At 34.6% G+C, this 12,384-nt stretch carries 13 protein-coding genes; 11 read left to right on the forward strand and 2 right to left on the reverse strand.

Translation table 11 applies throughout. The annotated features are described in order from the left end of the window. Nucleotides 1–310: 310 nt before the first annotated feature. Nucleotides 311–2,107, forward strand: a complete 1,797-nt coding sequence (gene lepA, locus AR685_RS09170) for a translation elongation factor 4 (protein WP_047443366.1) — start codon at nucleotides 311–313, stop codon at nucleotides 2,105–2,107. A 53-nt stretch (nucleotides 2,108–2,160) separates the two neighbouring features. Here the strand turns inward: lepA and AR685_RS09175 are convergent, their stop codons facing one another. Together AR685_RS09175 and AR685_RS09180 are read right to left on the reverse strand one after the other, a co-directional pair. Continuing rightward, nucleotides 2,161–2,925 (reverse strand): hypothetical protein, encoded by a 765-nt coding sequence (locus AR685_RS09175; protein ID WP_059124360.1) that lies wholly within the window; start codon nucleotides 2,923–2,925, stop codon nucleotides 2,161–2,163. 61 nt (nucleotides 2,926–2,986) lie between these two features. Further along, the gene (locus AR685_RS09180) at nucleotides 2,987–3,625 is read right to left on the reverse strand and encodes a DUF1579 domain-containing protein (protein WP_059124361.1); all 639 of its coding nucleotides are present in this window, start codon (nucleotides 3,623–3,625) and stop codon (nucleotides 2,987–2,989) included. A 123-nt stretch (nucleotides 3,626–3,748) separates the two neighbouring features. Between AR685_RS09180 and AR685_RS09185 the strand changes: the two genes are divergently transcribed. The 10 genes from AR685_RS09185 to AR685_RS09235 all read left to right on the forward strand — a co-directional run bounded on the left by AR685_RS09185 (nucleotide 3,749) and on the right by AR685_RS09235 (nucleotide 12,327). Beyond that, complete coding sequence (locus AR685_RS09185) at nucleotides 3,749–4,444, forward strand: NUDIX hydrolase (RefSeq protein ID WP_059124362.1); 696 nt, start codon at nucleotides 3,749–3,751, stop codon at nucleotides 4,442–4,444. A 318-nt stretch (nucleotides 4,445–4,762) separates the two neighbouring features. Continuing rightward, nucleotides 4,763–5,326, forward strand: a complete 564-nt coding sequence (locus AR685_RS09190; RefSeq protein ID WP_228376418.1) for an NADAR family protein — start codon at nucleotides 4,763–4,765, stop codon at nucleotides 5,324–5,326. Between the two features lie 78 nt (nucleotides 5,327–5,404). Next, nucleotides 5,405–5,740 (forward strand): hypothetical protein, encoded by a 336-nt coding sequence (locus tag AR685_RS09195; RefSeq protein WP_059124363.1) that lies wholly within the window; start codon nucleotides 5,405–5,407, stop codon nucleotides 5,738–5,740. Nucleotides 5,741–5,742: 2 nt separating this feature from the next. Next, nucleotides 5,743–6,597 carry a hypothetical protein gene (locus AR685_RS09200; protein ID WP_059124364.1) on the forward strand — a complete coding sequence of 285 codons (855 nt, stop codon included), beginning with the start codon at nucleotides 5,743–5,745 and terminating at the stop codon, nucleotides 6,595–6,597. 3 nt (nucleotides 6,598–6,600) lie between these two features. Beyond that, nucleotides 6,601–7,671 (forward strand): adenylosuccinate synthetase, encoded by a 1,071-nt coding sequence (locus tag AR685_RS09205; protein ID WP_059124365.1) that lies wholly within the window; start codon nucleotides 6,601–6,603, stop codon nucleotides 7,669–7,671. A gap of 154 nt (nucleotides 7,672–7,825) precedes the next feature. Further along, the gene (locus AR685_RS09215; RefSeq protein WP_228376419.1) at nucleotides 7,826–9,055 is read left to right on the forward strand and encodes a TIGR02452 family protein; all 1,230 of its coding nucleotides are present in this window, start codon (nucleotides 7,826–7,828) and stop codon (nucleotides 9,053–9,055) included. Nucleotides 9,056–9,082: 27 nt separating this feature from the next. Beyond that, nucleotides 9,083–10,123: a DUF2971 domain-containing protein gene (locus AR685_RS09220; protein ID WP_059124366.1), complete on the forward strand. Its 1,041-nt coding sequence runs from the start codon at nucleotides 9,083–9,085 to the stop codon at nucleotides 10,121–10,123. Continuing rightward, entirely contained in the window at nucleotides 10,120–10,806 is a 687-nt protein-coding gene (locus tag AR685_RS09225) for an SIR2 family NAD-dependent protein deacylase (RefSeq protein WP_059124367.1), read from the forward strand. The genes AR685_RS09220 and AR685_RS09225 overlap by 4 nt, the downstream gene beginning before the upstream one ends. Then, nucleotides 10,806–11,771: an ADP-ribosylglycohydrolase family protein gene (locus tag AR685_RS09230; RefSeq protein ID WP_059124368.1), complete on the forward strand. Its 966-nt coding sequence runs from the start codon at nucleotides 10,806–10,808 to the stop codon at nucleotides 11,769–11,771. Before AR685_RS09225 ends, AR685_RS09230 begins: the two co-directional genes overlap by 1 nt. A gap of 10 nt (nucleotides 11,772–11,781) precedes the next feature. Continuing rightward, on the forward strand, nucleotides 11,782–12,327 hold the full coding sequence (locus tag AR685_RS09235) for an RNA 2'-phosphotransferase (protein WP_047443377.1): 546 nt from the start codon (nucleotides 11,782–11,784) through the stop codon (nucleotides 12,325–12,327). Nucleotides 12,328–12,384: the final 57 nt, after the last annotated feature.

A 12,384-nucleotide genomic window follows, 5' to 3' on the forward strand; every position in this document is an offset into this window, starting at 1 on the left:
AAAGTGAGTTCCCAAAAAAGACCCTAGCCCCGATGGTAGCGGCATGCTTTTTTGTGGCGGACGCAACGAAGTGAGACCGGCGCAAAAAGATACAGTGGACAGCGGGAAAAAGCTTCAAATAAAAAATTAACATTAGCTTTTCGATGTAATCAAATAGCTTCCTAAAAAAACTACACTGCCATTCAGAGTGGTCAATAAACTCCTGAAAATTATGCGTGTTGTAGTGAAGAAATTTATTTTCTGCGGTACATCATTAAGACTGAGGAATTATCCTGCATTTTATTATCTTTGCAAATTACATAGTTCTTAAATGAAAAACATACGAAATTTTTGCATAATCGCCCATATTGACCACGGTAAATCTACTTTGGCAGACCGTCTTTTGGAGTACACGAACACAGTGACTCAGAGAGAATTACAATCTCAGACGCTTGATGATATGGATCTGGAAAAAGAACGTGGGATCACGATAAAATCTCACGCCATCCAGATGGATTATGAGCTTAATGGCGAAAAATATATTTTAAACCTTATCGATACACCGGGGCACGTAGATTTTTCTTACGAAGTTTCCCGTTCGATTGCGGCTTGTGAAGGTGCGCTTCTGATCGTTGATGCTGCACAAAGTATTCAGGCACAGACGATTAGTAATCTGTATCTTGCTTTAGAAAACGATCTGGAAATTATCCCGATTCTAAATAAAATTGACCTTCCGTCTGCGAATCCTGAGGAAGTTACCGACGAAATTATGGGACTGATCGGTTGTAAATATGAAGATGTTCTTCGTGTTTCTGGAAAAACCGGTGAAGGGGTTCGCGATTTGTTAGAGCAGATCGTTGCAAGAATTCCTGCTCCTGTGGGAGATCCTGAAGCACCGCTTCAGGCATTGATTTTTGACTCAGTTTACAATCCCTTCAGAGGAATTGAGGCTTATTTCAAAGTGGTGAACGGAAGTATTTCTAAAAACGAGAAGATCAAATTTTTCGCTACAGGAAAAGAATACGGTGCTGATGAGGTGGGAACTTTGAAACTGAAACAGGTTCCGAAGAAAACAATTGAATGTGGCGATGTAGGATATATTATTTCCGGAATTAAAGATGCCCGTGAGGTAAAAGTGGGAGATACAATCACTTCTTTTGTGAATCCTGCAGAAGCTCCTATTGACGGTTTTGAGGAAGTAAAACCAATGGTTTTTGCCGGAATTTATCCGATTGAATCTGAAGATTTTGAAGAATTGAGATTTTCACTGGAAAAATTAAGACTGAATGACGCTTCTCTGGTTTTCGAACCTGAAAGTTCTGCAGCACTTGGTTTTGGTTTCCGTTGCGGATTCTTAGGTATGCTTCACATGGAAATCGTTCAGGAAAGGCTGGAAAGAGAATTTGATATGAACGTGATCACGACGGTTCCCAACGTATCTTACCACGGATACTCCAAGAAAGATCCTGAAACAACCATTTTGATTAACAACCCGTCTGAAATGATTGATCCTAATCTTTTAGACAGAGTGGAAGAGCCGTACATTAAAGCTTCGATCATTACAAAATCTGATTTCGTAGGTCCTGTAATGACGCTTTGTATCGAGAAAAGAGGTGAGATCGTTAACCAAAGTTATCTGACAGCAGACCGAGTGGAACTGACCTTCAATATGCCCTTGGCTGAGGTTGTTTTCGACTTTTATGACCGTCTGAAATCTATTTCTAAAGGATATGCATCATTCGATTATTCACCAATCGGAATGCGTTCTTCTAAGTTGGTAAAAATGGATATCCTGATCAATGGCGATATGGTAGATGCTTTATCTTCATTGATCCACGATTCGAATGCATATTACATCGGTAAAAAAATGTGTGAGAAACTACGTGAGCTAATCCCGAGACAGCAGTTTGATATCGCTGTTCAGGCCGCTTTGGGAGCTAAAGTTATCGCAAGAGAAACCATTAAAGCTTTGAGAAAAGACGTTACCGCAAAATGTTACGGTGGTGATATTTCAAGAAAGAGAAAGTTACTTGAAAAGCAGAAAGAAGGGAAGAAGAAAATGAAGCAGATTGGTAGAGTAGAGGTGCCGCAATCAGCGTTTATGGCTGTTTTGAAGCTGAATGATTAACCATCATTGATGGTTTTTAAATATAAATCCGCAGAAATTTTCTGCGGATTTTTTTATTCGAATATTTCTCTTCTTTGAGTATTGATTATGTATTCGGTTATTGATGATTTGTAAATTTTTGATGTTGCACTATCAATTTTAATTTTAAATTCTTTTTTCTCTTTTCCTGCAAAGTATGGAATTGCCATGATAAATAATTCCTTAGGTTCCAAAATGAAAAAAGTGGGGTATGCCGGCGGAATACATTCATTAACTACATATCGCGTGTTTAAAGCCTTCTGCCATTTATCATTCTTATTTTTCACGAAGGGACTAAAATATGCCAAGTAATCAGTATTAATTTTCAGTGGTTTTGCAGAAATATTTTTTATGAAGACTGGATACGATTTAAAACTAACCACTTTGTCATTTCTTAATTTGGAAAGAGGAATGGTATCTTTTTCTTTGACAATAATTTCAATGTTTTCTGAGTTTAAATCATCAGTTATTTTTACATTTTCTGAAGAAATTCCTTGAAAAGGTTGTCTATGAAAATAAGGCAGAAGTGATTGATCAAGAATAAAACTTGACTGCTCTTTTTCACCGACAGCGGGTGGTGCTGGTATCCAGTTGATGTCTTGATAATATTTTACTTGAATAGTATCTTTTGAAAAACCTTTGTAAATAAGATTACTTCCGAAATCAAGACTATCTGAATTGAATTCTTCGATACTCATTTTCTCATCCTTCGGAAAGCTCAAAACAATATCATCCGCAAAAGATTTTTCATCTTTGCAACCAATTTGTAAGACGATTAAAATTAAAAGAAATTGTTTCATTAAATGTTTTCTAAGAATTTTGAATGTAAAAAAAACCGTTTCAACTGAAACGGTTTGCTGTTTATTTTTTAGTATATTTTATCTCCATGGTCTTATACTCCTTGCCTGTTTTAGAATCAGGGCCGTACATTTCGAGTGTTTGATGGGTGTCATCCACAAAAGTATAGACTTCCCTCACGTCGCAATCTTTTCCGGGTCTTGATGGGTCTGTCATTTTTCCTTTAAACTCGATGGATTTTTTGGAAGCATTCCATTCGCCCTCCATGTTCATCACTCCGGTTCCCATATTGTCGATCCATGTGCTGACGAACTTCTTCTTAGAATTGTCATACCCTGTAATACTCATTCCTTCGAAAGGCATTCCCATAAAATCTCCTTTGTGTTCGCTGGTTTGATAACGTCCGTCAAAGATCATTTTATTGGTTGTAGTGGAAGTGCTGGTCATGGGTTTTCCACCGTTTTCCATCCACATCGTATTTTCTCCAGACCAAACGCCGTCAGATTTTGCCAGCATTTTCTGCATTTCTCCAGGTGTGGCAAATTCCATCCATGCTTTGGTGGCGGTTGCAGAATCTACAGGTTTCCATTCTTCTTTTTCTGTAGATTCGGTTGCATCTGAACCTGTTTTTACATCCATTTTCACTTTATCGCAAGCGACAAACAAAAGTGCAGTACAGGCTGCAAAAATTAATTTTTTCATAATTGTTTAGTTTTAAGTTGCTTATAAATTTAATAAAAAATAAGATTCAAAAAATTATTATTTTAATCCTGATATTTATGAGTATTAATTGTAGCTTTGTGTACTCATAACGCAAATTAAATTATGGATTCTCCAAAAAAACTACAGGATATCAAAGTCGCTGTCGATGCCGTTATTTTCGGATATTTTGATAAAAAAGATTTACAACTTCTTTTAATCAAGAGAAATATTGAACCATTCAAAGGTGGTTGGGCGCTACCTGGTGGTTTGGTTTTGGATGACGAAAATCTGGATGAAGCTGTAAAAAGAGAACTACACGAAGAAGCAGGTATAAAGCCTGATTTTTTAGAGCAACTCTACACATTTGGCAATGTAGGTCGTGACCCGAGAAATCGTGTGGTTTCCATTGCTTATTTGGGCTTGGTCAATCCTTCATATCATGAGTTGTTCGCAGATTCAGATGCGGAAGATGCACAATGGTTCAGTGTCAATGAGCTTCCGAAGTTAGCTTTTGATCATCAGACCATTATTGACATTGCATTAAAAAGACTTCGTACAAAAATTCAATATCAACCGATTGGTTTTAATCTTTTGAATGATGAGTTTGTGTTTTCTGAATTGGAGAATCTCTACAAAACGATTATCGGAAAAGAAATCGACCGCCGAAATTTCAGAAAAAAAATCATGAGTTATGGATTGCTCAACGAAACTTCTCAATTTAAAAAAGAAGGAAGTGGCAGACCAGGAAAATTATTTACTTTCAATCAGGAGAAATATAAAGCGCTTGAGGAAGAAGGTTTTTATTTCGAAATTAAATAAGATCTAAACACAAATGTCACAAATGTTTTGCACTAATTTCCACTAATATTTTAATGTAAGATAGGAGAAAATTTTAAAAAATACAGGTTATATACATCAATAGGAACGGGCTTTAGCCCGTTTTTTTAATAAATAAGCATTCCATCGGCTTTAGCCAAAACTTAAATGAATAATAATCATTTGTACCATTCGTGAAAAATATTTGTGTGATTCGTGTTTTATAAAATAAATTTTTATTGTTGAAAATCAATTACTTAAATTAATTAGCGTAAAATAAACACAAACAAATTTGGTCAATAAAATCAAACCTTCTTATATTTGTGTAACAATAACGCAATCACGAAATACACATTACAAAATACAATAGAGAAATTTCAGAAAAAAGAAAACATAGAATTCTTATTTTTCTGGGGACATACAGTAAAAGAGGAGATTACAAAAGCTTGTTTCAGTCAATGGTTTCCTTTACAATTCGAAGAAAGTGGAGTAAATTATCCAACTGCCGAATATTATATGATGGCTGGGAAAGCGAGACTTTTTAATGATAATGAAACTTTAGAGGAAATTTTAAAATCAGACTCTCCAAATCAGGCGAAAAGTTTGGGAAGAAAGGTAAAAAACTTTGATCCTAAAATTTGGGACGAACAAAAATATGACATCGTTAAGCGAGCAAATTTTTTAAAGTTTTCACAGAATGAAGCGTTTAAAGAGTTTTTACTTTCAACAAACGATAAAATATTGGTAGAAGCAAGTCCGTACGATACAATTTGGGGAATTGGAATGCTGAAAACAGATTCAAAAGCACAAGATCCATCTCTTTGGAATGGTGAAAATCTGTTAGGATTTGCTTTAATGGAAGTAAGAGATTTATTAAAGGAATAGAATAATTCGCAAAGAATTAAGGCAAAACTATGCAGTTTTTAATTAGTGTAATATTAACACAAATAAAGATTTAAAAACATGGAAGAAGACTTAAAACCCAGATTTATCGAATCATTACAAAGAAATAATGACCAGATAAGAGAAGATCGTGCCCGAACCATCGGGGAAGATTCAGAGTTGATTTACAGGCGGAGAGTAGAAGATATCGAACTGAAAATCAAAAGACTTGAAAGAGAGCAGGAAGGTTTAATCGATATTAGTCCTTTAGACAAAAACAGCTTGACATTTGCTGATTTTCAGCCGGAAGCATTCGTTCAGAAAGACATAGAATTATCATTAACAATCAGAAATTTAAATATTCAGCTTGAAGTTTCCAGAAAAAGATTTGAGTATTTATTTGGCAAAAAATTTTAGTTATGGGAAGTACAAGATACGATATGGACGCTCGTTATGACAGAGCAAGAAAAGAAGGGTATGCATCAAAATCTGCAAGTGAGATTTTCACGCAGAATGCAAAAAGAATGGCACACGAATCAATGAATCCTAAAGGCATTTCTTTCAGAGAATCGAGAGATTCTGCAGTTCATCCGAATTCTGTTCCGATTATTTTAGGATTGGACGTCACCGGAAGTATGGGACATATTCCTCATGAATTGATCAAAGAAGGGCTACCAAAATTAATGGGCGGAATTATTCAGGGCGGTGTTCCTGATCCTGCACTTTTATTCTTAGGAATCGGAGATCATGAATGTGATGGTTATCCTTTACAGGTCGGTCAGTTTGAATCCGGAGATGAAGAATTGGATATGTGGTTGACCAGAACTTATATTGAATCCGGAGGTGGTGGAAATGCCGGAGAAAGTTATTTACTGGCTTGGTATTTTGCCGCTTTTCATACCAGAACCGATGCTTTTGAAAAGAGAAATCAAAAAGGATTGTTGTTCACGGTAGGCGATGAACCTTGCCTGAAAACACTTCCTGCTTCTGCGATCAGAGAAATTATGGGAACGGGTCAGCAAACCTTTACGCATACCGAATTGTTGAAAGAGGCTCAAAAAAAATATGAAGTTTTCCACATCAGTGTTTTGCATTCAGATGGTGCGATGAGAGCGGATAAAGTATGGAAAGATCTTTTAGGACAAAACTGTTTGTCAATTGAAGATTACAGAGATGTTCCAAAAGTGATTAAGGAGATTGTCTGCAGCAGAATTAGTGAAAATCAGTTTAAAACTAAAGATTTAGGTGGTATTGGTAATATTCAAATGTTCTAAAAAATGAAAACAGCACAAATAATTATAGGCTTAGGTTTTGGTGATGAAGGAAAAGGAATCACTACAGATTTTCTGGCTCAGCAACATCCTGAGTCTGTAGTTATTCGTTTTTCCGGAGGACAACAGGCGGCGCATACGGTGATGATTGATTACAAAAAGCACATTCATTCCAGTTTTGCAAGTGGAGCGCTGCGTGGTTTGCCGTCATATTTTACGGAACACTGCACAATTCACCCGACTTTTTTATTTAATGAAAGCCAGGAATTAAAAAAGAAAAATGGAAATGTTGAACTACATATTCATCCGCTGGCAAAGGTTACAACACCTTTTGATGTTTTTAGCAATAGAAAAAATGTTAGAAACTTAGAACATGGCACTTGTGGAAAAGGAGTAGGAGCCACGATGAAAAGAAATGAAAGTCCGTTTAAACTATTTGCTGCTGATTTAATTGCTCCAAAATCAATGTTAATTGAAAAATTAAAAGGCATTGCCAATTATTACGGTTTTGAAGGAGGAGTAGAAATTGAAAATGCTTTACAGGATTTTTTAGAAGCTGTTGATAAAATTGATTGGAAAATTGAAGGTTACAATTATCTAAACTCATTTAACAATCTTATTTTTGAAGGAAGTCAGGGAATTTTATTGGATATGGATCATGGCGTTTTTCCGAATGTGACGTATGCGAATACCACTTCAAAAAACGCGTATGAAATCTGTCGGAAATTACAAGTTGAAGACATCGAAATGTTTTACGTAACAAGAAGTTACTCAACCCGTCACGGAAGCGGGTGGATGAGTAATGAAAAATCGATAAACCTGAAAAATAATCAGGAAGAAACCTGTACTTTTAATGAATTTCAAAAGGATCTTCGTTTTGGAGATTTGGATTATGACTTGTTAAATTATGCTCTGAAATTAGATGAAGCTTACGTGGTTGCTCAACAGAAAAATCTGGTAGTAACCTGTATGGATCAACTGGATGAAACATTTAAATTAGAAAATCTTAAGGTGAAATTTGATGAGGTTTATGGATCATATTCTCCTTATTCAAAGGATTTTAAAAGAATTGATTGATGAGAAATATTGGTAATTTTAAAAGAGAATAAATTTACATATCATTAAATCGATAGCAATGAGCATGTCATCCTGAACTTATCGATGGAAGCCCATTTTTATAATGAATAAATTTCAACGGCTTTAGCCAAAACTTATAAATGATTAAACACAAATGAAAACAACAACACTTTACAGACCTGTCGGAGAAAAGGAAATTATTTTAATTATAGAAAGCAATTCCAAAAAATTTCCGCCAAGATTAGAATGGCAGCCGATTTTTTATCCTGTTTTAAATGAAGATTATGCTTCTGAAATTGCAGAAAAATGGAATACAAGAGATGAAGCAGGAAATTATCTCGGGTTTGTAACCCAATTTGAAGTCTTGGAAGATGAAGTAAATAAATATCCTGCCCAAAATGTCGGAGCTAAAAACCACAATGAATTGTGGGTTCCATCAGAAGAATTAGAAAAATTCAATCAAGCAATTGTTGGAAATATTGAAGTGACAAAAGTATTTATAGGGAAAGATTTCAAAAAGCCTGCAAATAATGACATAGAAAATTTACTATTAAAAATAAAAAAACTAACGATGACAAACAAAGGAATGGCAAAAGATACATTAGACATCTTAGCCAAGAAATATTATATAAACGAACACAACGAAAAAATAAACATAGAAAACGAACTGGAAATTTCTACAAAAGGAACCATTTTGTTTTCACCAGAAGAACTTTCGGAAATGACAAAAAAAGAACTCCCCAAAACAAATTTCGAAACTCGATTTGAGGTTTGGAAATGCAGTTCTTTAAAAGCAATTTTACAATTAGCCGAAGAAGAAAATCAGGAAAAGCTGATGTGTCTGAACTTTGCATCAGCAAAAAATCCGGGCGGAGGTTTTATCAATGGAGCAGAAGCACAGGAAGAAAGTCTGGCACGAACCTCTGCGTTATATGAAACACAGCTTCAGGCAGACAATTATTATAAAACTCATCGTGCAATGAAGTCTTGTTTTTACACAGATATGATGATCTACAGCCCGAAAGTTCCGGTTTTCAGAAAAGATAAAGGTGAATTGTTGCTAAAACCTATTCTGTGCAATTTCATTACTTCTCCAGCGGTAAATGCTGGAGTTGTAAAGCAACAAGAACCGGAAAGAGTTGGTGAGATTTTCGGGGCAATGGATATGAGAATGGATAAGATGCTGGCTTTAGCTCTACACCAAGGAAACGAAACATTGATTTTAGGAGCTTGGGGATGTGGTGTTTTTAAAAATGATCCGAAAGAAATTGCGGAATTATTTAAAAAATATCTTCACGGAAAATATAAAAATAAATTTAAAAGGGTGGTTTTTGCGATTCTTTCGAAGAAAGAGGAAATGATACAGCCGTTCGAAGAAATATAAATTAGTATAAAAAACCAAAATAATCTTATGAAAGCTTACAAGTATAGATCCATTGAAGAAGATATTTTTAAAAGAGATTTTAAAACACTAGCCAGCAATACTTTTTATTCTCCTAATTATACAACACTTAATGATCCATTTGATATTTATTTTGGTGAACAAATATCGCCTTTAATTAAGATTTTAAACAAAGTGTTTCCAAGCAATGATTCATCAAATTTTGAAAAACAATTTAAATCGGTTTTAAATTCTAAAGAAGAGGCAGGTATTTATTGTTTAAGTAAACACTTTTTAAATGAACAGCTTTGGGCTTATTATGCAAGCTCCTATTCAGGCTATTGTATTGAGTATGATTTAGAAAAATTAGTTGATAAAGGGCAGAACTTTGATTTTCAATATCAATTTGAAGTAGATTATAAAGATGATATACCTACTTTAAAAATTAATGATATTATTGAAAGGAATATCAACTTTATTAGAAAGATGTTCGCTACAAAAAAATCGACTTGGAAACATGAAGAAGAAATAAGATTAATTTTTGATAAGTATGGAGTAAAAAAATTTCATCCTTCTGCCATTACAGGAATTTATTTTGGAATTAAAACACCAGAAATAATTAAGGAGTCTTTTTATGGACTTTATAAAGATATGGATGTGAAATTTTATGAAGTATTTCCATCAAATTTTAAATTGGATTTTAAACTTATTAATGAAACAAAAAGAAAATTGAAATATGATATTAGTAAATTTCAATTTGATATTCTGGATCATACAACTAATGTCCTGCATGAGATTTATTATATTTTCTACAATCATGATATTGATAGCTTGAGTATAAAAGAGTTCATTTTAGCTTTCAGAGAAAAATACTGTGTAAAAGAAAATACTTTGTATCTATTTAATAATAAGGAAGCTAAATCATTTATTAATGTCTTACAAAAAAGTGAAAAAGAATATATTTTTTACGCTGACTCAATAATAACAGTCAGTGATAGCGGAGAAGATATAGATATATACAATCCTCTTAAAGATTTTAAATACAATGAAATTATGAATAAAAACAAATGAAAAAACTAACCATATTAACCGGTGCCGGAATCAGCGCCGAAAGCGGAATAAAAACATTCAGAGACGGAGATGGTCTTTGGGAAAATCATAATATAACAGATGTGGCAAGTCCGGAAGGATGGAGAAAAGACAGAGAATTGGTTCTTGAATTTTACAACCAAAGACGCCGCCAGCTTCATGAAGTAGAACCCAATGATGCTCACAAATTAATTGCCGATTTAGAAAAATATTTTGACGTTCAAATCATCACTCAAAACATCGATGATTTACACGAAAGAGCGGGTTCAGAAAATATCATTCATCTTCACGGAGAATTGTTTAAATCTTGTTCGTGCAATAATAAAAGTTTGATTTACGAACAAAAAGAAGATATCAAAATCGGTGACAAAGCCGAAGACGGAGCACAATTACGACCTTTTATTGTTTGGTTCGGGGAAGAAGTTCCGTTGATGAATGAAGCCACGGAAAAAGCAAAAGAAGCCGATATTTTTTTGGTAATCGGAACTTCTTTGCAGGTCTATCCGGCTGCAGGATTGCTTCATGACATCAAAGATAATTGTTTGTTAATTGTCATCAATCCCAACGAAACAGGCTTCGGATACGGACAAAGAGCTGTTGTCATGAAAGAAACCGCAACACAAGGAATGAAACTATTGTTTGATAAATTAGTAAATCTAGCCTAATGGAAAATATTGTAAAAGCCGGAATTTTTGGGGTTTGCATTGGCGATGCTTTGGGCGTTCCAGTGGAATTCCAAAGTCGAGACCAATTAAAACGCTCACCAATTACAACAATGAGAGCTTTTGGAACACATCATCAACCTGCGGGAACCTGGAGTGATGATAGTTCTTTAATGTTGTGTCTTGCGGATAGTCTTTGCAAAGGATATTATTTAGAAGATATCGCTTTAAAGTTTTTGCAATGGTATAATGCAGAAGCCTGGACTCCTCACGGAAGAGTTTTCGATATTGGAATAGCAACTTCACAAGCGATTCATAGGATTAGCAAAGGAACTTCTCCTACTTTATGTGGTGGAACAAGTGAGTTTGATAACGGGAATGGTTCTTTAATGAGAATTTTGCCATTATTATTTTATATTAAAGATTTTCCTATTGAAAAACGTTTTGATAAAGTAAAAGATGTTTCGAGCATTACACATGGTCACATTCGTTCTGTTTTAGCTTGTTTTATTTACTTAGAATTGGGTTTGGAAATTCTGACAGGAAAAGATAAATGGGACGCATATAAAACAATGCAGGGAAAAGTGCGAAACTTTTTGGATCAGAATCCGATTTGTTCTCAAAATGAAATGGATAAATTCTATCGAATTTTAGAATTAAAAGTCGGCGAATATGATTTGGATCATTTGCATACTTTGCAGGAAGAAGAAATAAGTTCTTCAGGCTACGTTCTTCACAGTTTAGAAGCTTCATTATGGTGTTTTCTAAACTCAGAAAGTTATTCCGAAGCGGTCTTAAAAGCAGTCAATTTAGGAGAAGACACCGACACAACCGGAGCTATCACAGGTGGAATTGCGGGAATTTATTATGGTTTTGAAAATATTCCTGAGGAATGGATTACAGAGTTGGTGAGGAAAGAGGATATTGAAAACTTATGTAATAAATTAGAACAGAAATTAATGAATTAAAACACAGACCATGAACGAACAGCAAAAGAAAAAAACCAGCAAATTCCTGAGCTACGTTCTCAGGCATCATCCCGAACTCATCAATTTAAATTTGGATGAAAACGGATGGGCAGATGTTGCTGAATTAATCACAAAATCAAAAAGAGATTCTTATGAGGACTTTACCTTTGAAGAATTGGATGAAATCGTACAAACTAACGAAAAAAAGCGCTTTGCTTTTAATGAAGATAAAACAAGAATCAGAGCCAGTCAGGGACATTCGATTGATATTAATCTGGCTTTAATTCCACAGCAACCACCGGAATTTTTATACCACGGAACGGCTGAAAACAACATCAAATCTATTTTAGAAAACGGAATCGAAAAAAGAAACAGACAGCACGTTCATTTAAGTCAGGATAAAGAAACCGCAACCAACGTCGGAATGCGCCACGGAAAACCAATAATTCTAACTATTAAAACACAAGCCATGTTTGAAGACGGAATAGAATTTTATTTTTCTGATAATCAAGTTTGGCTGACGGATTTTGTAGATAAAAAATATATTGCTGAATAAGAACTGCTGATCAACTGTATAATGTTATTATTCAGCTGTAAAGAGAATACATCTAAA

It is taken from the genome of Chryseobacterium sp. JAH, assembly GCF_001507335.1.
GTDB lineage: Bacteria > Bacteroidota > Bacteroidia > Flavobacteriales > Weeksellaceae > Chryseobacterium.

Bases quoted from the DNA above. Each gene is read 5' to 3' on its own strand.
- AR685_RS09205 (WP_059124365.1), top strand. From the start codon at position 6,601: ATGAAAACAGCACAAATAATTATAGGCTTAGGTTTTGGTGATGAAGGA.
- AR685_RS09230 (WP_059124368.1), top strand. From the start codon at position 10,806: ATGGAAAATATTGTAAAAGCCGGAATTTTTGGGGTTTGCATTGGCGAT.
- AR685_RS09215 (WP_228376419.1), top strand. From the start codon at position 7,826: ATGAAAACAACAACACTTTACAGACCTGTCGGAGAAAAGGAAATTATT.
- AR685_RS09180 (WP_059124361.1), bottom strand. From the start codon at position 3,625: ATGAAAAAATTAATTTTTGCAGCCTGTACTGCACTTTTGTTTGTCGCT.
- lepA (WP_047443366.1), top strand. From the start codon at position 311: ATGAAAAACATACGAAATTTTTGCATAATCGCCCATATTGACCACGGT.
- AR685_RS09185 (WP_059124362.1), top strand. From the start codon at position 3,749: ATGGATTCTCCAAAAAAACTACAGGATATCAAAGTCGCTGTCGATGCC.
- AR685_RS09225 (WP_059124367.1), top strand. From the start codon at position 10,120: ATGAAAAAACTAACCATATTAACCGGTGCCGGAATCAGCGCCGAAAGC.
- AR685_RS09175 (WP_059124360.1), bottom strand. From the start codon at position 2,925: ATGAAACAATTTCTTTTAATTTTAATCGTCTTACAAATTGGTTGCAAA.
- AR685_RS09235 (WP_047443377.1), top strand. From the start codon at position 11,782: ATGAACGAACAGCAAAAGAAAAAAACCAGCAAATTCCTGAGCTACGTT.
- AR685_RS09195 (WP_059124363.1), top strand. From the start codon at position 5,405: ATGGAAGAAGACTTAAAACCCAGATTTATCGAATCATTACAAAGAAAT.
- AR685_RS09220 (WP_059124366.1), top strand. From the start codon at position 9,083: ATGAAAGCTTACAAGTATAGATCCATTGAAGAAGATATTTTTAAAAGA.
- AR685_RS09200 (WP_059124364.1), top strand. From the start codon at position 5,743: ATGGGAAGTACAAGATACGATATGGACGCTCGTTATGACAGAGCAAGA.